Below are 19755 nucleotides of genomic sequence, written 5' to 3' on the forward strand. Positions count from 1 at the left end.
GTTGGAGTTCGAACGAGCCCGCCGCCCCTGTGGGTCGGCGGGCTCGTTCGTATCCGAGACCGCAACGCTGACATCGGGTTTCGTGTGGTGCGTGGTTCCGGCCGCACCGCGCGTTCGTATCGACTAGGAGATCGCACGTGACCGAGCGCAGCGAGGGAGCCGAAAACACAGCACCGTCGGTCGCGGCGGAGCCGAGCGTTAGCGAGGCGGAGTCGTGACCGAGCGCAGCGAGGGAGCCGAAAACGCAGCACTGTCGGTCGCGGCGGAGCCGAGCGTTAGCGACGGAACCGAAGGCGCAGCTGTGACCGACGAGGATTCGGCGGATTCGGCCGTGCTGTCGATGGCGTCGAGCGAGTCCGCGCCGGCGGATTCGGCGGGCGTCCGGTGGGCCGCGGCAGCCGATGCGCGGGTGGAGTCCGAAGCCGACTCGGTCCGGGTGCGGCTCGATATCAGTTATGACGGAACCGATTTCATCGGATGGGCGCGACAGCCGGGTCTGCGCACGGTGCAGGGCGTGTTGGAAGAATCGCTGAGCAAGGTGTTCCGCGAGCCGATCCAATTGACCGTCGCGGGCCGCACCGATGCCGGTGTGCATGCCGAGGGACAGGTCGCGCATTTCGATATCGGCGCCGAACCGGATGCGACCAAGCTCATCCATCGCATGGCCCGATTTCTCCCGAAAGATGTGCGGATCAAGGATATTCGCGTCGCACCGCCCGAATTCGACGCACGCTTCTCGGCGATCCGCCGCCACTATGCGTACCGGCTGACCACCGCACCCTATGGTGCCGAGCCGCTGCAGGCTCGCAGTGTTGTCGCCTGTCGCCAGGACGTCGATCTCGAGGCCATGCGCGAAGCATCGCGAAAGTTATTGGGCCTGCACAACTTTGCCGCATTCTGCCGCCGCCGCGATGGTGCGACCACCGTGCGCGAGCTCCAGCGCTTCGATTGGGTTGTGTCCTCTGGTCGCTCTGCAGGCTCTGCTCAGGGCGAAGGTGATCTGCTCACCGCCTACGTCAGCGCGGATGCGTTCTGCTGGTCCATGGTGCGCAGCCTCGTGGGTGCGGTGCTCGCGGTGGGGGAGGGGCGTCGCACACCCGACTGGGTCGCCGCGCTTTTGCAGGAAACCGAGCGCTCGAGTTCGGTCACCGTGGCGCCCGCGCATGGTCTGAGTCTCATCGCTGTCGACTATCCGGACGATGCCGGCCTTGCCGCGCGTAATGCCCAAACCCGCGAAATGCGTACTGTCCCAACCGAAGGCTGCTGCGGCGGCTGATCTTCCTTGGGCGCTCCCGCACCGTGAATCGGCGGGCGCGGGGCGGTGCGGGAGCATGACCCCACCGATCTAGCCGGACGAACCCGCCTCGATCGTCCGCGGCTGGCTGGAACCGGAGATTTCGATGCGGCGCGGCTTGGCCTTCTCGGCGATCGGAAGCGTCACGGAGAGCACGCCGTTGTTGTAGGTCGCGCTGATGTTGTCGGCATCGACATTGTCGCCGAGGCTGAGTTGGCGCATATAGGTGCCGGCGAAGCGCTCGGACGCAATCCATTGGACGCCTTCATCACTCGGCAGGCTGCGCTGTGCGCGCAGGGTGAGGGTGCCGTTGTCGACGCTCACATCCACCGAGCCGGGGTCAACACCGGGCAGGTCGGCGTTGAGTACGTAATGATCGCCTGTCTTGAACAGATCCATCGGCATGAATCGTGGCGCGCGAGTCGTCCCGACGGATTCGCCGAGCAGTTGGCGGGCAACGGTGTCGATGTCATGGAATGGATCGAACCGGAGCACAGCAATCACCTCCATTTCACTAGAGGACGCCTGCCGCGGCGACAGGCGCCGGAAGCTGTGCACCATCCAAGCTAGCACTCTGAGATTGAGAGTGCTAACCCGTTATGTTCAGGTTTCGACCCTGATTCCCAGGTCGGAATACGAACGATGCCAGCGAGGTTGGCTCGAAACATGGTGATGGAAGATCTCGGACGGTTCGGTGTCTGGCGTGGTCACCAGGGGTTCACCCCGGAGGACGCGCAGGAGCTGGAACAACTCGGCTACGGCACGCTGTGGCTCGGTGCGTCACCGCCCGCCGACCTGCCCGAAATCGAGCCGCTGCTCGAAGCGACGGACTCGATCACCGTGGCGACCAGCATCGTGAACATCTGGACGGCGCCCGCGAAGCAGGTCGCGGAGTCGTTCCACCGGATCGACGCGCGCTTTCCGGGCCGATTCCTGCTCGGCGTAGGTGCGGGCCACCCCGAACACCAGGGCGAGTACCGCAAGCCCTACGACGCGCTGGTCGAATACTTCGACGAACTGGATACCGCGGGTGTCCCCAAGGAGCGCCGCGCCCTCGCCGCCCTCGGTCCGCGCGTGCTGCGGCTGGCGGCGGAGCGGTCCGCCGGCGCGCTGCCCTATCTCGTCACCCCCGAACACACCGCCCGCGCCCGCGCCGTGCTCGGCGAGGGTGTGCTGCTGGCCACCGAACACAAGGTGGTCCTCGACGAAGACCCGGTCCGGGCCCGCACCACCGCCCGCCCACGGGTCGAGTTCTACCTCGACCTCCAGAACTACGTCAGCAACCTCCGCCGCCTCGGCTTCACCGACGACGACCTGACCAAACCCGGCAGCGACCGTCTCATCGACGCCCTGGTAGCCCACGGCGACGCGGATTCGATCGTTGATCGGCTCTCGGAGCACCTGACCGCAGGCGCCGATCACATCGTGCTCCAAGTCCTCGCCGACGAAGCCGCCACTTTGCGCACGCTGGCGCCACTGCTTGCGAAATAGTCCTGCGCGGGCGGAATCGGCCCGAGTTATCGGCCGATCGCCCGGTAGGGCCTGTTGAAGCGGGTCGAGCAGACGCCGGGCGTCGGTTCCGGACGGGATGAACATCGGTTTCCCGATTCGCTCGCGAGGTTCCGGCCGTAACCGACGGCAATCGTCCTAAGACAGCGTTAGAAAGGGCGCCCTGCGCTTCCATCCGTGCTGTGACTGCGCACACACTGATCTCCGACCGGTGCAAGGCCGCGTCGAAGAAGGAGATCTTGTGACTACGACACAACCTGTCAGCGAGCGCCGGGTGGTCGCGAATGTATTGCGCGGATCCATCGGCAATCTCGTCGAGTGGTACGACTGGTATGTCTATGCCGCATTCAGCGTGTATTTTGCGAAGTCGTTCTTTCCGAAGGGCGATTCGACCGCGCAATTGCTATCCACCGCCGCGGTTTTCGCGGTCGGCTTCCTCATGCGGCCGCTCGGCGGTTGGGCGCTCGGCCGCTACGCCGACAGGTTCGGCCGCCGCTCGGCGCTGACCCTGTCGGTGACGGTGATGGCGGCGGGTTCGCTGCTCATCGCGGTCACGCCCGGATACCAGACGATCGGAATCGCCGCGCCGGTACTGCTTTTGCTGGCCCGACTATTGCAGGGCCTTTCGGTCGGTGGCGAATACGCAACCAGCGCAACGTATTTGTCCGAGGTGGCCTCGACGGGTAAGCGCGGATTCTATTCGAGTTTCCAGTACGTCACGCTGGTCGCGGGCCAGTTGGTGGCGCTCGGCGTGCAGATCATCCTGCAGCAGTTCCTGAACAATGCTCAGATGAACAACTGGGGCTGGCGCATTCCGTTCCTAATCGGTGCGGCAGCCGCGTTGGTCGTGATGTGGCTGCGGCGCAGCATGGACGAATCCGAACACTTCGAAGCCGAGGTCGAGGCCGAGCGTGCTCCGGCCGCGAAGCGCGCCGATGCGAAACAGCCTGACCGCGGTTCGCTGCGGATGCTGCTGCAGTACCCGCGGGAATGTCTGCTGGTGATCGGGCTGACGCTCGGCGGCACCGTCGCGTTCTACACCTACACGACGTACATGCAGAAATTCATGATCAATACCTCCGGCATCTCGAAGTCGACGGTCTCGTGGATCAACTTCATCGCGCTGCTGGTCTTCGTGGTGTTGCAGCCGCTGGCCGGCGCACTGTCCGACCGCGTCGGACGCCGCAAGCTGCTGATCTTCTTCGGCGTCGCGGGCACCCTGTTCACCGTGCCGATCATGAGTGTGCTCGCGCATACCAAGAATCCGATCGCCGCCTGGGCGCTGATGATGGGCGCTCTGGTCATCATCACCGGCTACACCTCGATCAATGCCATTGTGAAGGCCGAGCTGTTCCCGACCAAGATCCGCGCGCTCGGCGTCGGCCTGCCGTATGCGCTGACCGTCGCGATCTTCGGCGGTACGGCCGAAACCATCGCGCTGTCGCTGAAGCAGGCGAACCATGAATCGCTGTATTTCTGGTACGTCGCCGGGTGCATCGGAATCTCGCTGCTGACCTACTGGTTCATGCGGGAGACCTCGACCGGATCCGCCATCGATGCCGACACCGCTGCCGCGGACGATATCTCGCTCACCAAGGCGAATACCTCGGCCACCGGGACGGGCCGTGTCCGCGCTCGACCCTGACGGCCCGACCGCACACGTCGCTCCACTGCTGTGCGAGGATCGGCGTGTGCGGCTTGCGGTGGTCGAGGACGATGACGGTGTAGGCGATGCGCTGGTAGAGGCGCTCAACGCCCGCGGTTATCAGGCCGACCGCAAGCGCCGCGGCGCCGATCTGCTCATCGCGCACCGCGGTTATGACGTGGTCATCCTGGATCTCGGATTGCCCGATGGTGACGGTCTGCAGGTACTGCGCCAACTGCGCGAGGTGAGCTCCGTGCCGGTGCTGATCCTGACCGCGCGCAGCGACGAACGCTCGATCGTGCGCGGACTGCGCGGCGGCGCGGACGACTATTTGGTGAAGCCGCCGCGGATCGCGGAATTGATGGCCCGGTTGGAGAATGTGGTGCGGCGCGCGGCCGCAGGATCGCAACCGGAGCGGGCCGAGGTGGTCACCGGGGATGTGCGGGTCGACCTTGCGGCCCGGGTCGTCGAGGTGGCCGGGCGGCCGATCGCATTGACCCAGAAGGAATTCGAATTGGTCGAGGCACTGGTTGAGCGGCCCGGTGCCGCGGTCAGCCGCCAGCAGTTGATGGATCGGATCTGGGGTGATGCGTTCGTCGCGGTATCGCGCTCACTGGATGTGCACATGACTGGACTCCGTGCGAAATTGGACCGACCTGGGCTGATTACGACGATTCGCGGCTACGGTTACCGCTGGGGCCAGTGATCGTGCCGGTCCGACGGACACCGGATGGCGTCTGAGCACATTGCCGGTGCCCTGTGGCAGACTGCCGTCTATCCGGGGCACCGACACCGTCGCGGGTCCGGGCGTCGAAGCGCAAGCTCTGGCGACCGATGTCCGTGCACGTCGACGGCGCTGGCCCACGCGCTGGTGCGGGTGAAACCAGCCCGGAGGAAGCGGAAACCGAGGTGCGCGGTCTCGTGATGCGCACGGAGGACATCCGAGAAAGACGCTGTCCGGAAATGCCGAAAGGGTTCCAGACATGCTGTAACAGGAGCGGAGCCCGGGCATGCGCAGACGACTACTCGTCGCGCTGACGGTATTCGCTGCGATTGCGGTATTCGCCTTCGCGGTACCGCTTTCGCTGACCTTCGCGACCAGCCGCACCAAGGAATTCATGGCCGATCGCTCCGGCGATGCCGACCGGTTCGCCAGCCTCGCCAATGCCGCGGTGGCCGAGGGGGACAGCCGGGTATTGGCCGACGAGGCCGAGCGCTATCACGATCTCTACGGGGAAAACGTGCTTGTGGTCGATGCCCGCGGTGCACGGACGGTGAATGCGGGTGTGGACGCGACCGCCGACCCTGTCGCGGCCGCCGTTGCCGCGGCACGCCGCAATCAGCGGCCCCAGCCGGTCTATCGGCTGACCCCGTGGAGTGGCCCTACGGTGCTGATCGCCCGGCCCGTCGGTACCGGGGTGCAGGTCAACGGTGCGGTGGTGATCGAGGCATCCACCGCTCGCGCCCGGCGTGATATCGCCGGTGCCTGGGCGGTGATCGCGGTCGGAGCGGTGCTGGCCATGGTGGTATTCACCATGCTGGCGCTGAGTCTGGCACGCTGGGTGCTGCGTCCGCTGGCGGCACTGTCACAGGCGGTCGCCGAATTGACCGCGACCCTGCCGAAGCCGCGCGCCGAGGCCGCCGCGCACGTCTCGATCGCGCGCCACTACGGCGGGCCGCCGGAGATGCGGGCGGTCGCGGAATCCTTCGATGCCATGGCATTGGCCGTCGCCGATTCCGCGGATGCGCAACGTCAGCTTGTCGCCGATACCGCGCATGCCATGCGAAATCCTCTCGCCGCCTTGATGATTCGTCTCGACTCGCTGGAGTCCGGCATTCCGGAGAGCGCGGTGGCCACCTTCCGCGGCGCGGGTGCGGAGGTCGAACGGCTGACCGCACTGCTCGATGGCCTGCTGAGTTTGGCGGTCGCGGAGACGCCCGCCGCCTTCGAGGCCGCGCGCTCCTCATCCGACCCCGAAAACTATTGCGACGCGGTACAAGTGGCTGCCGATCGGGTCGACGCCTGGTACTCCGCCTACGAGAATGCCGGACAGGACTTGCGGGTGCAATCGCAGGTGGCCGAGGCCGACACCGCGGTCTCCGCCGATGCACTCGCCCAGATTCTCGATGTGCCGCTGAGCAATTCGTGCAGCTATGCCGGACCCGACACGAAAACCGTGATCGTGGTGGATGCCGAACCGGGCTGGGTGACGGTGACCGTCTGTGACAATGGCTCCGGTGTCGAGCCCGCGGAGATCGATAAGCTGACCACCCGGTTCTTCCGCGGCTCCGGTGCGTCGTCCGGCGGTTCGGGGCTCGGCCTGCCGATCGCGGCGGCATTGGCCCAGGCGCGTGGGGGCACCTTGTCCGTGCGCCCCGTGCAGCCACACGGTCTCGCGATCCAGATCCGGCTGCCGCAGGCGGTGCGGTCGTGATGCGGCGGCGGAAGTTCCTGGCGCTCACCGTCTTCGGGGTCGCGGCCGGTGCCGTTGGCTGTGCTGGCAGTCCGGAGCGGGTGCGAGTGGCCTCGGGCGAGGTCGGCGGCTTCTATCAAGCATTCGCGGAACTGCTCGCGACGGTGGCCGCGGAGGTGGGGACGGTCCGGATCGATCCGGTGACGACGAGCGGGTCCCAGGAGAATCTGGCGATGTTGGCGAACGGCCAGGTGGATGCCGCGCTGACGCTGGCGGATTCGTTGCAGAGTGAGCGGGCTCCGATGGTGGCGCTCGGTCGGGTCTACGAGAACTATCTGCAGTTGGTCGTGCGGTCGGACGCGCCGATTCAGCAGGTCACCGATTTGCGCGGGACCCGAGTCAATCTGGGGGCCGCGGGATCCGGCGCGGCGGTGACCGGTGAGCGGCTGCTCTGGGCAGCGGGGGTGAATCCCGTTTCGGATGTGGATGTTTCGCATCGACCACTGCGCGATGCGGTGGCGGGTGTGGAATCCGGTGAGTTGGATGCGCTGCTATGGGCCGGCGGTGTACCGACCGACGCACTCGATGTGCCGCGGTTGCGGCTGGTGGAACTCGGCGAGTTGGCCGCGCCGATGCGGGAACGCTTCGGACATCTCTACGATTTGGTCGAGATTCCCGCCGACGCCTATGCCAGCGGGCGTTCGGTCCGCACGGTCGGCGTCGCGAATCTGCTGCTCGCCACCCCGACCATGTCCGATGCCGCGGCCGGGGCGATCGTCGATCTGCTGGTTTCCTGTGCGGACCGGCTGGTGCCCGCCGAGGCGGCGGGCACCCAGTTCCTCGATACCCGCTCGCTCATCGGAACCGATTCCATCCCGTTGCATCCGGGTGCGGCGGCGGTGTACCGACGGCGACACGGTTGAGCGTCAGGAACGCACCAGGCGAGCGATGGCGTCGGTGGCCTCTTTGATCTTGGCATCGGCCTCGGGACCACCGGCGACCGCCGCGTCCACCACGCAGTGGCTGATGTGGTCCTCCAACAGCCCCATCGCAACGGCCTGCAGTGCCTTGGTCATCGCGGAGACCTGGGTGAGGATATCGATGCAGTACTTCTCTTCCTCGACCATGCGCTGCAGGCCGCGGGCCTGGCCCTCGATCCGGCGCAGGCGCTTGAGGTAGTCGTCCTTGGCGGTGATGTAGCCGTGGCCGGCATGGTCGTGCGCGGCATGGTCGTGGGTGGTGCCCGCCGAGTCACTGCCCGGCACGGGCGCGATGTCATTGTGCGACGGGGTGGGTGTCACCGACTGTCTCCTCGCTGCTCGCCAGCCGGGTTCGCACCGGCCCGATTAATACCCCCCTAGGGTACAGTTTCGCGCGGGGGTTGTCAGGTTACGGCGCTTTGCGCCGCGTCGGCCACCGGTATTCGGCGCTGCCGTGGCCAACGCGATGCTGCCGACCACCGGCGCGCCGGTGATCCTCTGCATCGGCACGACCGATTCATCGAGCAAAAAGCCACGACGAGTTCCAGCGGCAGCCAGACCCGCACGTGGTGCTCGGCGAGCGCAGTGTCGACAGTACTGAACAGCATCGGTAGCAGGCCGGTCAGGCTAACCGCCCAGGCGGTCGCGGCGGCACGGAAAGGCTCGGAGCCGAGCAGTACGACGGTGCTCAGCGAATCCGAGGGCCGCTCCTACAGCGATCACCAACTCAGGTCGTGTGAACGAGGGGTGATTGGCGGATGCGGACCCGTCTGGTCGGGTATCGGGGACGAGCGAGAGAATCGGTGCATGAGTTCAGATGTTCGGCCCGCGCTCGCCGTGATCGGTGGTAGTGGCTTCTACGATTTCTTCGACAGCGAGGCGACCACCGTCGAGGTCGAGACGCCCTACGGCAAGCCGAGCGCGCCGATCGCGGTCGGCGAGGTCGAGGGCCGTGCGGTGGCCTTCTTGCCCCGACATGGCAAACAGCACGAATTCGCGCCGCATACGCTGCCTTATCAGGCCAATATGTGGGCGCTGCGTTCGATCGGGGTGCGGCGGATCTTCGCGCCGTGCGCGGTCGGCAGCCTGCGCGCGGACTGGGGCCCGGGGACCGTGGCGGTGCCGGATCAGCTGGTCGACCGAACTTCGGGCCGTCCGCAGACCTACTTCGACGGCGGTGGCGTGCACATCTCCTTCGCCGACCCGTACTGCGACGAACTGCGTGCCGCGGCAACGAAATCCGCGACGGATGCGCTGCCGATGAAAGCCACGGGCACCATGGTTGTGGTGCAGGGCCCGCGCTTCTCCACCCGGGCCGAGAGCCGCTGGTTCGCGGCACAGGGCTGGGAACTGGTCAATATGACCGGACATCCCGAGGCGGTGCTCGCCCGTGAACTCGAAATGTGCTATGCCGCAGTCGCTTTGGTGACCGATCTGGATGCCGGTCTGGAGGAGGGCGACGGTGTGCACGCGGTCGACGTCTTCGCCGAATTCAAGAAGAACCTGGGGCCGTTCAAGGACCTCATCCGGCGCTCGGTTTCGGCGGTCACCGCAACCGACACCTGCGACCGGTGCCGTGTTCATGCGGGAGTGTCGCTGCCGTTCGAACTACCGTGAGTTCGTGCGGTCAGTGGCCGATATGTGAGTCGATGGGAAGCGGAGCCGAACGCGGGGTGCGGATGCGATGAGAGTATTGGTCACCGGGGCAGCCGGGTTCATCGGGACGCGGTTGGGGCTGGCGTTGGCCGCGGCCGGGCACGAGGTGGTCGGGGTCGATCTACTCGGGCCGGATGTGGAAGTGCCGGATGCGGTTTCGCGGGTGGACGTGCGCGATGCCGATGCGCTCGAACCATTGCTGCGTGGCATCGACACGGTTTGCCATCTCGCCGCCGTCACCTCCGCACCCGAATCGGCGGTGTTCGCCGCGCACAATGATCTCGGGACCGCCGCGCTGCTCGATGCGATGGGACGGGCGAAGGTGCGTCATCTGGTGCTCGCCTCGTCCATCGTGGTGTACGGCGAGGGGCGCTATCGCGGGATGAACAGTGGGCCGTTCTATCCCGGATTGCGGCGGCGGGCCGATCTGGATCGCGGCATGTTCGACCACTTGGCGCCGCGCACCGGGGAGTTGCTCACCTGGGAGCCGGTCACCGAGGACGCGCCGCTGCGTCCGCGCGGCTTTTACGGCGCCAGCAAGCTGGCGCAGGAAAACTACGCGCTCGCTTGGGGTTTGGCCACCGGCGCGGCCGTCACGGCATTGCGCTACCACAACGGCTACGGCGCGGGTGCGCGCGGCGGCTTCATCGGAAACTTCCTCACCGCACTGGATCAGGGCCGCCCGCCGTTGGTCGGCGAGGACGGTGGGCAGGTCAGGGATGTGGTGCACGTCGACGACATCGTGGCCGCCACCGTGGCCGCCGTCGACCGCCGCCCACCCGGCTTCGTCCCCCTGAACATCGCCTCCGGCCACCCCATCACCATGTGGGAAGTCGCCTCGATCATGGCCAAAGCCCGCGGCGGCCCGGCCCCCGTCGTAACCGGCAATTATCACCTCGCCGACGCTCGCCACTTGGCCGCCGACCCCGAACGAGCCAGGCGCACACTGGGTTTCATTGCCCGGATCGCACCAGCCCGGGGCCTCGCCGAACTTGCCGCCCCAGCGGTCGAGATCACCACACCGCAACGAGAATCCGCCCCATTACATGTCCGCGTTGCCGCGCCTCCGACCACACCGGACCCGCATGCAGAGCCTCGGCCCGCGGCACCGTCCGAACCCCATCCCGACGCTGCAAACGTGAATCCGGCTACGCCCCGACCGCAGCCCACGATCGAGAGTGCCGGGTCGAATGTGAAGACGCCTCCGTCCCAACCCGAGCTCGCGACACCGGAGGCTGGTGCGGGCTCGCCGTTGTGAGGGCGCATCTCGTCCCGAGTAGGCGGCGCCGGCGGTTGAGCCGCCTCGCCGGACGTGATGGAGTCCATCATGCGCAATCACCGAGCCGAGCGTCGAGGCGATCCGCGAATGAATCGAGAGAGCATCGCACCCGCATCGACCGTACCGTCGGCATCCAGAGTTAGGCTCGCGCAGTGGATACTCCGCTTCGGCTAGAGGTCATCGTGGCCAGCACACGCCCGCAGCGATTCGCCCCGGTGGTCGCCGACTGGTTCCTGCGCACGGTCCGCGCCACTCCCGAATTCGACACCGGCGTCATCGATCTCCTCACCACCCCACTGCCCACCGATCTCACTGTCACCGCCGAGGTCGCGGCCTACCGCGAGCGTGTGGCCGCCGCCGACGCCTTCGTCGCCATCACCTCCGAGTACAACCACGGCTACCCGGCGTCCCTGAAAACCGCCTTCGACAACGCGAAACACGAATGGCGTGCCAAACCCATCGGCTTCGTCTCCTACGGCGGCCTCTCCGGCGGTCTGCGCGCCGTCGAACAACTCCGTCAGGTGGTCGCCGAAATCCACATGGTCTCGATCCGCGAAACCGTCAGCTTCCATCAGGCCAAAAAGCAGTTCGACGAATCGGGCAATACCCAGGACGGCGCCGCCATCGACGCCGCAGGTCGCCTGATCCGGCAATTAGCCTGGTGGGCAAGAACTCTCCGCACCGCCCGCAGCGCAGACCCCTACCCAGGCTGACCAGCCAGCCGACCCGGTTGTTCCGACCGCGCAGAGCCGGAGCGCACATGCCACAAAGGTGTCTCGCGCTGGCGCCCCTCCGGCGCTCGTGCCCCGGTCGACCCAACAGCCCGGCACACGGTGGGGCCGCCCGGCTCTGCCGCACTCGAGGTGCCTGCGACCGGCCGTTCAGCCACAGTCCGGCGCAACGAAACCGACCGCTACTGCGGACTTTCCGCCATAGCCCTGCGCCCCCGCGGATGCCCGATATACGTCGCCTCGCGCGGAATCGACACCAGCGTCAGATCGACCTGAGCGGTCCCGGTCCGCAGCACCACATGGTTGCCGATGGCCCCCGGCTGGTGGATCGACAGGTCCGGACGGGTCGCGGGCCAGCCCATCGGATCTCCGGTCACATAGATGGTCGTGACACCGGCGTGCGGCGCGGGTGCCAGCACACCATCGACCACGGTCGCGGTGAACCCGGCATCGGATTGATGCGTCTCCACCGCGATCTGCAGCCGCTCCGGATTCCCGATGGTGGTCACCAAGTTCTCCCAGGCATGCGCCCGATCGGTGCGGACCAGGATGCGTTCGCCGACCGCCAACGCGCGGAACACCAACTGCTGAGCCAGGTATAGCTCACCGGCCAGATACACCGTCGAGATACCGGTACCGACAATGCGTACCGCGACACCCTGCCCCTCGTCATCCGACCCGATCAGCTGACCGCATCCGGACGACGGCAGATGCAGTGCGTTGATCACATCGATCGGGTACTCGGTCACCGGGACGGCGTGGTCCAGATCCGGAATGGCCAGCGGCAGATGCGCGAGCAGACCGTCGCGCTGCCGTCCGTTCATCGAGATCAAGCCCTTGAGTTTGGTGCGCTCCGGCAGTTCTCGTGCGGTCAGCCGCCAAGCCGCGCCGATGCTCACCGAGTCGGCCGAACTACCGGGACGCAGCCGCACCGCGACGGTCGTACCGCGCGACGGCGCGACCCACAGCTGCGAGAGCAGATCCGAACCGAGCCGCTTCGGGTCGACGGCGCTACCGATATTCACACTGTTGCCGATTTCGGCGTAGCGCCAGCGATGGGTCAGCGTGCGCGGATCGAAGCCCTGCGTGACCTGCAGAACCGCCTTGCGGATCTCGGGTGCGGTGAGGATGCGGGCGCTGCAGTCGGCGTCCTCGAGGGTTCGCATAATGCGTTGTGTCGCAATGGTTACCGTGCGTGAGGCGCCCTCATTGCCGCCACCGCGCCGGGCCGCGGCCTCCGGGCACGCGATCGCGTCGAAGCTGATGGCGAGCCACACATTCCGGTGCGCGGTCGCGGGCAGCGGACCGAGCAGCGATTCGTAGATCTGGCCCGCGGGCGTACCGGAGCGGCTGCGGTGACCGTGACTGATGATGTCGATACCGCTGAGCAGAATGTCGTGCTGGTTCAGGCATTTCGCCAATTCCGGCAGCGGCAGCAGATGCGAGGCGTGCACTGTGGTGCGGGCGATCCGGGTCAGCCCGCCCCTGGGCGCTTGCACCTCGACGACCGTGACGACCCGGCTGCCTTCCCAGTACAGGCCGAGCGAGCGACCGTCCGGGCCGCGGAAGTCGACGGTATCCCCGAGCTGGTAATCGCCGTGGGTGACATAGCGCCACCAGGTGGCGATCCAATCCATGATGGTGCGCTTGGCAACCGGGATCAGTGGCAGCAGTCCTACAACCAGCGCGACGCCCAACGCGGGCCAGGCGCCGAGCCCGAAGAACAGGGCGAGCAGTCCGGCAATGAGCCCGATCACCTGCGCGATAAGCAGATTCGGCAGTGAGATGCGCCCGAGCAGCGGGCGTGGTCCCGCGCCGGCTTGTTCGGCCATCGTCGTCCCCCAAGTACCCGGTATCGGCCGTATCGCAGCGGCCGAGCTGAACAATAGTCCTCGGGAACTGTACTGTGTTCCGCGAACGCGAGCATTGTTCGGGGAGGGAAAAATGCCTTCAAAACCCACCACACGCTGGCAGGTGAGCGGTTACCGCTTCCTGGTCCGCCGGATGGAACACGCACTGGTCCGCCGGGATGTGCGCATGCTGCACGATCCGATGCGCTCCCAGTCCCGTGCCTACGCGGCCGGTTTGATCATGGCCATCGTGGTGCTGGCCGGTTGTGGTGTGCTCGCGCTGCTGCGTCCGCAGGACAAGATCGGCACCAACAAGATCCTGATCGGCAAGGAATCCGGCGCCGTCTACGTGATGATCAACGATGTGGTGCATCCGACGCTGAACCTCGCCTCGGCCCGGTTGGCCGCGGGATCGCCGGAAAAGGCTGTCATCGTCAAGGAATCCGAGGTCGGCAAGAAGGCGCGCGGCCAGCTGATCGGCATTCCGGGCGCACCCTCCTCGCTGCATTTCGACAAGGACGGCAAGGGCCGAGCTTGGACAGTGTGCGACACCCTCCAGCTCGACGGCAGCAACAAGGCCACCACTTCGGTACTGATCGGCGACGTCGAACTCGGAGCCAAGGCATCGGCGATGACCTCGACCAATGCCTTGTTCGTGAAGGGGAAGGACGCCAACTACCTCATTTACGACAACAAGCGCGCCCGGATCGACATGAACAGCAACGCCGTGACCGAAGCGTTGGGCATTCGCAGCATGTCGCCGCGGCCGATCAGTGAAGGTCTGCTCAACGCGATTCCCGAGGTACAGCGGATCGAGGTGCCGCACATCGACGATCGCGGTGGGCGTCCCAGCTACCCGATAGGTGACCACAGGATCGGCGAAGTGGTGCAAGAGCCCGGGAGCAAGCAGTTCTACGTGGTGCTTCACGATGGCAGACAGGAGATCTCCCAGCTGACCGCGAACATCATCCTCAACTCTGACCCGGACGCGGGCCGCAATCCCACAATCACCCCGGTCGAGAAGACCAATTCGCCTGTGGCGACGCCCCTACCGGTGAAGGACTATCCGGCCAACGCGCCATCGCTCGTATCGATAAAAGATCGGCCGATCAGCTGTCTGTCGTGGAAGCCGATCGCTGCCGTCGAGGGCGGTGGTGGCAATCATGCTGAGCTTTCGGTGATTACCGGCGTGAGCCTGCCGATGCCGGACGCCGCTCGCCTGGTGCCGCTGGCCCAGGCCGACGGTGACGGCCCAAACGTGGATTCGGTGTACTTCAAACCCGGTTCGGGCGCATTCGTACAGAGCACCGGCATTGAGACGGACAGCCAGCGCAAGGATAGCCTGTTCTATGTCGCCGACACCGGCGTCCGGTACGGCATCAAGGATGCCGAGGCAGTCAAAGCGCTCGGCATGGATTCGGATTCGGGAGTGAAGCAGCCGGAACCGGCTCCATGGCCCATCGTCGGCTTGCTCGCCTCCGGCCCGAGCCTCGGCCGCCAGGACGCGATGGTCGCCCACGACGGCGTCGCACCGGACGCCAACCCTGCGAAAGACCTTGTGAAAAGCCAGAACTGAATGGACCGCAGCGGGGTTCCGCACCGCCTACCGGCTTGACGACATTGGCGTCAGGGTCCCATCACCCGTTGCCGCACCGGAGCAGTAGTCGGTGCCCGGCCTCGAAATCGCCTGTTGCGTAGCAGAACTGAGTACCAGCCAGTGCTGCTGGGGCACATGTCATCTCAGCGGCCGTCGTCGAGAAGACGGGCGGCGGTGTTCATCTCGGCTGGTGATCCGGATCGGACGACGTGACAAACGCAGTGCGCAGAGCGGCGACTTCAGCGTGCAGCGCGCGGATCTCGTCGATCAGGACACTCACTTCGCGGTCGGTCGCCTCGGTGACGGCCTCGACATTCTTCAGCTGATCCATCACCCAGCTGGTCGTGGTACCGATGGCGAAACTGATCAAGCCGATACCGAGCGTCATCAGGATCAGCGCGATCAGGCGGCCGTGCACGGTCACCGGATACACATCGCCGTAGCCGACCGTGGTCACCGACACCATGGACCACCACAGGGCATCGCCGAAGTTGTGGATCTTGCTGTCGGGTGCGCCGTATTCGGCGTCGAAGAACGCCAGACTGCACAGCAGCAGCGTGAGTGCCGAACTCGTGCCGACGAATATCGCGAGCCGGGCGCGGGTCACCTGGTTGCGGTTGAGTTGGTCGAGCACCAACAGGGCCGCCCGCAATAGCCGCACCGGACGGAACGGCGGCAACAGCACGATCAACAGCTCCAACGGATGTGTGCGCACGAACCGCCAGCGGTCGGTGGACAGCCAGGTCCGGATGCCGAAGTCTGCGGCGAATACCAGCCAGATCATGATGTCGACCCATTGAAGCCAGGCATCGAGTCGCGGTGACGCTCCGGTATCCAGTACATGCCAGGCGTAGACACAGATGAAGAGCACGGCGAGCACCAGCATCGGGATGGCGGTCGCGCGTTCCCAGGCTTGTCTGCGGCTTGGTTGTCCGCCGTCGTGTTGTGCTACGTGCATGGGAACTACCTGTATCGATCGGGTGGGACACCCCTATGTGCCGCCGTTTGCCACGAAGACGCTACATATCATCGGAGCTGACCATGAACCTGCGTCGGATCGGGAACAACGCGAGGTAGCCGAGGATCAATGCCGACTCGGCGTACATCCTGCCGTCCGCGGAAGCGTGTCGGGCTGAGTGCATCGTGGTTCGAGTACCTGGACGGTCCTCACCGATGAGCTGAGCCCGTTCTGTGTGGCTCGAGTTCCCGAACGACATTCTGTGATGCAGCTCACGAAATATTAATGTCGTTGTGTTGGAACCAGATCCGTAACTCAAGCGTCGAATCATATTGAAGGGGGAAGATCAGGAACTCTTCAGTGCGCCGTCTTCGATGGCGGCGCGCTTCTCTGGTGCTGCACGTGCGAACTGGAGAAAGGCTGCGCTGCAACGTATTCAGTGGCGCAGTTCGGGACTAGCAAGTGGGGAGATCAACTTGTACATCAAGCGACTGATCGCAGGGAGTGTCATCGCAACGGCACTGTCTACGGGGATCGCCGCGCCACATGCGATGGCGGCACCGGTGAGCGAACCTGCGACGAGTGTGTTGTTCGCGGCTCCTTCGGACTCCTTGGTGGCTCTGGGGGATGTGCGGGCGGGTAAGCCGCAGAATGCGGAACTGTCGAAGGAAGAACAAGAAGCCGTCGACAGCAAGAACGCGGGCAAGCCTTACGATCAGGCGGCCTACAACCGGGCCATGCAGAAGATCAAGCAGGCGGAGAAATACGATGGATGCCGAAACAAGCAGAAGCGAAAGAGTTGCTGAGTGATGATCGCGAAATATCACTCCTTCCACTTCTCTCAGGCCAACCCGCAGGGCGAGGGGCAAGCCAACGTGCCGAATCTTCTTCGGACGGTCGCTGATAGCCTTGAAGAGTTGGGCGATGTGTCGGTAAGTGATCTCGTTCTCCATTCCGAGACGACGGCCGATGGAGAGTGGCCGTCGATCACCGTCTACTACCAGGAACGGGATTGATTCGGCTTCATGAGGTCGAGCCGAGGATCGGTCTGATCGACACGGGAAACTGATCAGTTCGACGCTCGCTGGTTGATCGAGGCAGGTGCTTCGAACAAGCACCTGCCTCGATACTGATCAACAGCGCTTGGGAATCACGTGCACCGCGTCCGATGGTGCTGCGGGTGATCCTGACTGTCCGCCGATCGGTGCCAGCGGTCGCTGGTTCGCGTTTGATCGAGTGTGGCACTACGCTGAAATTCGTTTGGGCAGAGCAGGTTTGGCTAGCGGGGATTCATAGGGGATGGCAACGATCCTCAATGGACTTGTCAGGTAGGGCGGGAGTGAGAAGTTGACGGCAATCGATGTCGCCGGTATCCGCGGTATCAGCTCGGATCTGAAATCCTCGGCAGAAATCGTGTTCGACCAGGCGGTAGCCGCGAAATCCGCTGCCACCGATGTTGATACATCAGGGGCTGGTCGAGACTATCGGAAATGGGGTGACCGGGTCGCTCGGGCATGCGTCGATGTCGCGGGTGTATTGGCGACATACAGTCAGTGCGTCACCAACTGCTCAACCGCGCTGGAGGTCGCGGCCTCGGCGTACGAACAGCAGGATCAGGCGACAGCGAACGAGGTCGCCGCAGTCGAGGCGGGGATTCCGACATGATCGGTACCACGAACGGTCTGAAGGCGGACCCGATCCTTGACCGTGGGCTGCCAAGCCTGCGATATTTTCAGGCATTTCTCCCGCAGTACGGACGATGGACGGGTGTGAAACCCCTTGGGCACGACACCGCTTCACTGTTCGAGTTGTACGACGCGCAGCGTGAGATGGACCTCACCGGGTTGAGCGCGTTCGCGAGTGCCCTGCGTGGTGCCGTGGACGCAAGCCGCGACGAAGTCCAGATCCAATGTAACCGATTCCGGCAGGTTGGCATCGCCTGGCCCGAAGGCGCTGGGGTCAATGCTCTGCAGCTGTTCGAGAGTGTTGGTAGCCGTGCCGGCTCGGATCTTGAACAACTCACAGATCTGGTCGAAGCGATCGAAAGCGCGACGGCCAACTTGCTCGGCGTTGTCGGTCACAAGGCCGATGTCGGTGCGAGCGCGTTTACGCCTCAAGCTGTCGACGGTAGGTCCGCTGACGAAGTTGAACAGATAATCAAATATGCCCGTGGCGATTTCGGTCTGGCTGAAGACCTTGAAGCACGACAAGCCATGGTGCGCAACATATTGCCCAGCTTCCCGCAGGACGGAGATCCCGAGCAGTATTGCGCGGCCTGGCTGAACGAAGTGTTCGTATCCGCCATTGATGGCAAGGTCGGTGAGTTCGTCACATTGTGCCAAGACACCGACATCGCCGTATGCGGCTTCTACGAACAGCTTCTTGCCGTGTTCGACGCTGTCGACCAGTCGCCGTACTCGACCGTGCAGGGTTTGGAGACAATGTCGCAGGGCCAGAATCCGGCCCAGACGTCGGATGCCGGTTCGAGTTCGCTCGATCTTCTGGCTGGTAGCAAGCTCAATACCGAGTCCGAGTCGCCCGACGGGGACAGCGAAGGGGCCGACGAAGACTCCAACAGCAACACTCCGAGCAGAATCGCCGGTGATGAAGATCCGGAGGAAACTATCGGTGCCGAAGTCGATAAGACCGAAGACGACGGATTTATGGGCAATGGTTCTGACGACGGGACCAGGGAAGATGAGTCCGAAGATGATGGGTCCGAGGACGATGGGTCCGAGACCGCAGAAAGTACCTCAGCCATCGCGCAGGCCAAAGAGCAGGCGGAGTTGATTCAGGCGCAAGCTGCTGCTGCCACTGAAGTTGTCGGCACGATTGACGCCGCGATCCAGGCCGTAGGGTCTGCGGTCGACGTAGGTTCCAGCGTTGTCGAGACCGCTTCGAGCACAGTGTCCAGCATCATCGAAAACCTGAGTAGTGGAGTAGATCTGGTCGACCAGATTGTCGAAGCCGCGTCCCCGGACAGTTCCGATGGTGGGGATGGAGACGCTGGTGAGGATGCGGACGTTGGCGAGGGCAAAGACGCCGGCGAGGACGAGGACACCGGCGAGGACGAAGACACTGACGAGGACTCGGTGACCGATACAGAATCGACCGAGCAGACTCGGAACGTAACTCCCGTGTCCACAATTCCCACTCCGACAGGAGATTCGCTTCCCTCGCCCCTTGAACCATCGTCAAGTGTCGGTGTAATGCCCAATGTGACTGCAAATCCGTCGTCTTCGTGGGCTATGGCGCCGGCAGGGGGCACGCCTAACTGGCCAGGTGACGGCGGCTCCGGAAACCGCCACGGCGACAACCGGAAGTTCGGAGGTCGATAATGAGCTGGCGAACTGAAATGGACCATGCCCGCAGTACCCATTCTGCGGCGATGAATAATGTTGAACGCCGAATCCAGCAGATCGACAGCGACGCCGCCGCGCGGTCGCAGCGTCTCGCGAGCCGCGTCGCTCGGCGAGGTATTTTACCTTCATCGTCGAAGGAAGGATCGCACTACGCAACAGCCGAATTCGGTTTCTCTCGTGCATCGTGGCCAGTTCGTTGGACGAGTGGGACGATCGACCGGTGACGTCACCCCATCGGATGGTTAGGACGTGCGCCCGCCGATAAATCGGTACCTACAGCCTCGACGGTGCGGCCGCCCATGTTCGGTTTCTGGTGAGCGCTCAAGTTTGTCGTGGCGCCGGCGGGTCCCGTCATCGCCACGGCTGGGTCACCGCGACGTTGATCGCGCTGCGGCCACACCCACCATCCCGTGGCCTGCGACATCAACTGCAAACGGATCGAACACAACCCGGCTCTAAAACTGGGCGGACTTTATCGGT

Annotated in this window: 17 protein-coding genes and 1 pseudogene; 14 read left to right on the forward strand and 4 right to left on the reverse strand. The window is 64.8% G+C overall.

The genetic code is table 11. From position 1 onward, the window contains the following. Positions 1-214: 214 nt before the first annotated feature. Positions 215-1276, forward strand: a complete 1062-nt coding sequence (gene truA / locus AB0J29_RS06675; protein WP_364780367.1) for a tRNA pseudouridine(38-40) synthase TruA — start codon at positions 215-217, stop codon at positions 1274-1276. A 69-nt stretch (positions 1277-1345) separates the two neighbouring features. Here the strand turns inward: truA and AB0J29_RS06680 are convergent, their stop codons facing one another. Further along, positions 1346-1789, reverse strand: a complete 444-nt coding sequence (locus tag AB0J29_RS06680) for an Hsp20/alpha crystallin family protein (protein WP_364780593.1) — start codon at positions 1787-1789, stop codon at positions 1346-1348. A gap of 177 nt (positions 1790-1966) precedes the next feature. Between AB0J29_RS06680 and AB0J29_RS06685 the strand changes: the two genes are divergently transcribed. The 5 genes from AB0J29_RS06685 (at position 1967) to AB0J29_RS06705 (ending at position 7785) form a co-directional block, all read left to right on the forward strand. After that, on the forward strand, positions 1967-2785 hold the full coding sequence (locus AB0J29_RS06685; RefSeq protein WP_364780596.1) for an LLM class F420-dependent oxidoreductase: 819 nt from the start codon (positions 1967-1969) through the stop codon (positions 2783-2785). A gap of 259 nt (positions 2786-3044) precedes the next feature. Further along, positions 3045-4448, forward strand: coding sequence for an MFS transporter (locus AB0J29_RS06690; RefSeq protein ID WP_364780370.1), 1404 nt, complete (start codon positions 3045-3047; stop codon positions 4446-4448). 46 nt (positions 4449-4494) lie between these two features. After that, complete coding sequence (locus AB0J29_RS06695; protein ID WP_364780373.1) at positions 4495-5154, forward strand: response regulator transcription factor; 660 nt, start codon at positions 4495-4497, stop codon at positions 5152-5154. Between the two features lie 304 nt (positions 5155-5458). Next, positions 5459-6883, forward strand: a complete 1425-nt coding sequence (locus AB0J29_RS06700) for a HAMP domain-containing sensor histidine kinase (protein WP_364780376.1) — start codon at positions 5459-5461, stop codon at positions 6881-6883. Next, positions 6883-7785 (forward strand): TAXI family TRAP transporter solute-binding subunit, encoded by a 903-nt coding sequence (locus AB0J29_RS06705; RefSeq protein ID WP_364780599.1) that lies wholly within the window; start codon positions 6883-6885, stop codon positions 7783-7785. Before AB0J29_RS06700 ends, AB0J29_RS06705 begins: the two co-directional genes overlap by 1 nt. 3 nt (positions 7786-7788) lie before the next feature. Here AB0J29_RS06705 and AB0J29_RS06710 read toward each other — a convergent pair whose 3' ends face one another. After that, positions 7789-8127, reverse strand: a complete 339-nt coding sequence (locus AB0J29_RS06710) for a metal-sensitive transcriptional regulator (RefSeq protein WP_364496854.1) — start codon at positions 8125-8127, stop codon at positions 7789-7791. A gap of 522 nt (positions 8128-8649) precedes the next feature. Here AB0J29_RS06710 and AB0J29_RS06715 point away from each other — a divergent pair. From AB0J29_RS06715 to AB0J29_RS06725, 3 genes and pseudogenes are all read left to right on the forward strand, one after another. Next, a complete protein-coding gene (locus tag AB0J29_RS06715; protein WP_364780379.1) occupies positions 8650-9459 on the forward strand; it encodes an S-methyl-5'-thioadenosine phosphorylase in 810 nt (269 codons plus the stop codon). A 67-nt stretch (positions 9460-9526) separates the two neighbouring features. Further along, positions 9527-10495, forward strand: a pseudogene (locus AB0J29_RS06720) (NAD-dependent epimerase/dehydratase family protein); the annotation flags it as partial. Between the two features lie 434 nt (positions 10496-10929). After that, positions 10930-11490, forward strand: a complete 561-nt coding sequence (locus AB0J29_RS06725) for an NAD(P)H-dependent oxidoreductase (RefSeq protein ID WP_364780382.1) — start codon at positions 10930-10932, stop codon at positions 11488-11490. Between the two features lie 200 nt (positions 11491-11690). Here AB0J29_RS06725 and eccE read toward each other — a convergent pair whose 3' ends face one another. Beyond that, positions 11691-13340 carry a type VII secretion protein EccE gene (gene eccE / locus AB0J29_RS06730; protein WP_364780385.1) on the reverse strand — a complete coding sequence of 550 codons (1650 nt, stop codon included), beginning with the start codon at positions 13338-13340 and terminating at the stop codon, positions 11691-11693. Between the two features lie 112 nt (positions 13341-13452). On the opposite strand from eccE, the gene eccB reads away from it, so the two are divergent. Continuing rightward, on the forward strand, positions 13453-14934 hold the full coding sequence (gene eccB / locus AB0J29_RS06735; protein ID WP_364780388.1) for a type VII secretion protein EccB: 1482 nt from the start codon (positions 13453-13455) through the stop codon (positions 14932-14934). Between the two features lie 199 nt (positions 14935-15133). Here the strand turns inward: eccB and AB0J29_RS06740 are convergent, their stop codons facing one another. After that, positions 15134-15913 (reverse strand): potassium channel family protein, encoded by a 780-nt coding sequence (locus AB0J29_RS06740; protein ID WP_364780391.1) that lies wholly within the window; start codon positions 15911-15913, stop codon positions 15134-15136. A gap of 332 nt (positions 15914-16245) precedes the next feature. On the opposite strand from AB0J29_RS06740, the gene AB0J29_RS06745 reads away from it, so the two are divergent. From AB0J29_RS06745 to AB0J29_RS06760, 4 genes are all read left to right on the forward strand, one after another. Further along, positions 16246-16719 carry a hypothetical protein gene (locus AB0J29_RS06745; protein WP_364780396.1) on the forward strand — a complete coding sequence of 158 codons (474 nt, stop codon included), beginning with the start codon at positions 16246-16248 and terminating at the stop codon, positions 16717-16719. 3 nt (positions 16720-16722) lie between these two features. After that, positions 16723-16929, forward strand: coding sequence for a hypothetical protein (locus AB0J29_RS06750; protein ID WP_364780602.1), 207 nt, complete (start codon positions 16723-16725; stop codon positions 16927-16929). Positions 16930-17260: 331 nt separating this feature from the next. Further along, positions 17261-17578 carry a hypothetical protein gene (locus AB0J29_RS06755; RefSeq protein WP_364780399.1) on the forward strand — a complete coding sequence of 106 codons (318 nt, stop codon included), beginning with the start codon at positions 17261-17263 and terminating at the stop codon, positions 17576-17578. Further along, positions 17575-19251, forward strand: coding sequence for a hypothetical protein (locus AB0J29_RS06760; protein ID WP_364780402.1), 1677 nt, complete (start codon positions 17575-17577; stop codon positions 19249-19251). Before AB0J29_RS06755 ends, AB0J29_RS06760 begins: the two co-directional genes overlap by 4 nt. The last annotated feature ends 504 nt before the right edge of the window (positions 19252-19755 follow it).

Origin of the sequence: Nocardia sp. NPDC049707, from assembly GCF_040674855.1 — a bacterium.
Taxonomy (GTDB): domain Bacteria; phylum Actinomycetota; class Actinomycetes; order Mycobacteriales; family Mycobacteriaceae; genus Nocardia.

Coding starts and splice junctions, on each gene's coding strand:
- AB0J29_RS06705 (WP_364780599.1), top strand. CDS start 6,883: ATGCGGCGGCGGAAGTTCCTGGCGCTCACCGTCTTCGGGGTCGCGGCC.
- AB0J29_RS06750 (WP_364780602.1), top strand. CDS start 16,723: ATGATCGCGAAATATCACTCCTTCCACTTCTCTCAGGCCAACCCGCAG.
- eccE (WP_364780385.1), bottom strand. CDS start 13,340: ATGGCCGAACAAGCCGGCGCGGGACCACGCCCGCTGCTCGGGCGCATC.
- eccB (WP_364780388.1), top strand. CDS start 13,453: ATGCCTTCAAAACCCACCACACGCTGGCAGGTGAGCGGTTACCGCTTC.
- AB0J29_RS06760 (WP_364780402.1), top strand. CDS start 17,575: ATGATCGGTACCACGAACGGTCTGAAGGCGGACCCGATCCTTGACCGT.
- AB0J29_RS06700 (WP_364780376.1), top strand. CDS start 5,459: ATGCGCAGACGACTACTCGTCGCGCTGACGGTATTCGCTGCGATTGCG.
- AB0J29_RS06740 (WP_364780391.1), bottom strand. CDS start 15,913: ATGCACGTAGCACAACACGACGGCGGACAACCAAGCCGCAGACAAGCC.
- AB0J29_RS06685 (WP_364780596.1), top strand. CDS start 1,967: ATGGAAGATCTCGGACGGTTCGGTGTCTGGCGTGGTCACCAGGGGTTC.
- AB0J29_RS06715 (WP_364780379.1), top strand. CDS start 8,650: ATGAGTTCAGATGTTCGGCCCGCGCTCGCCGTGATCGGTGGTAGTGGC.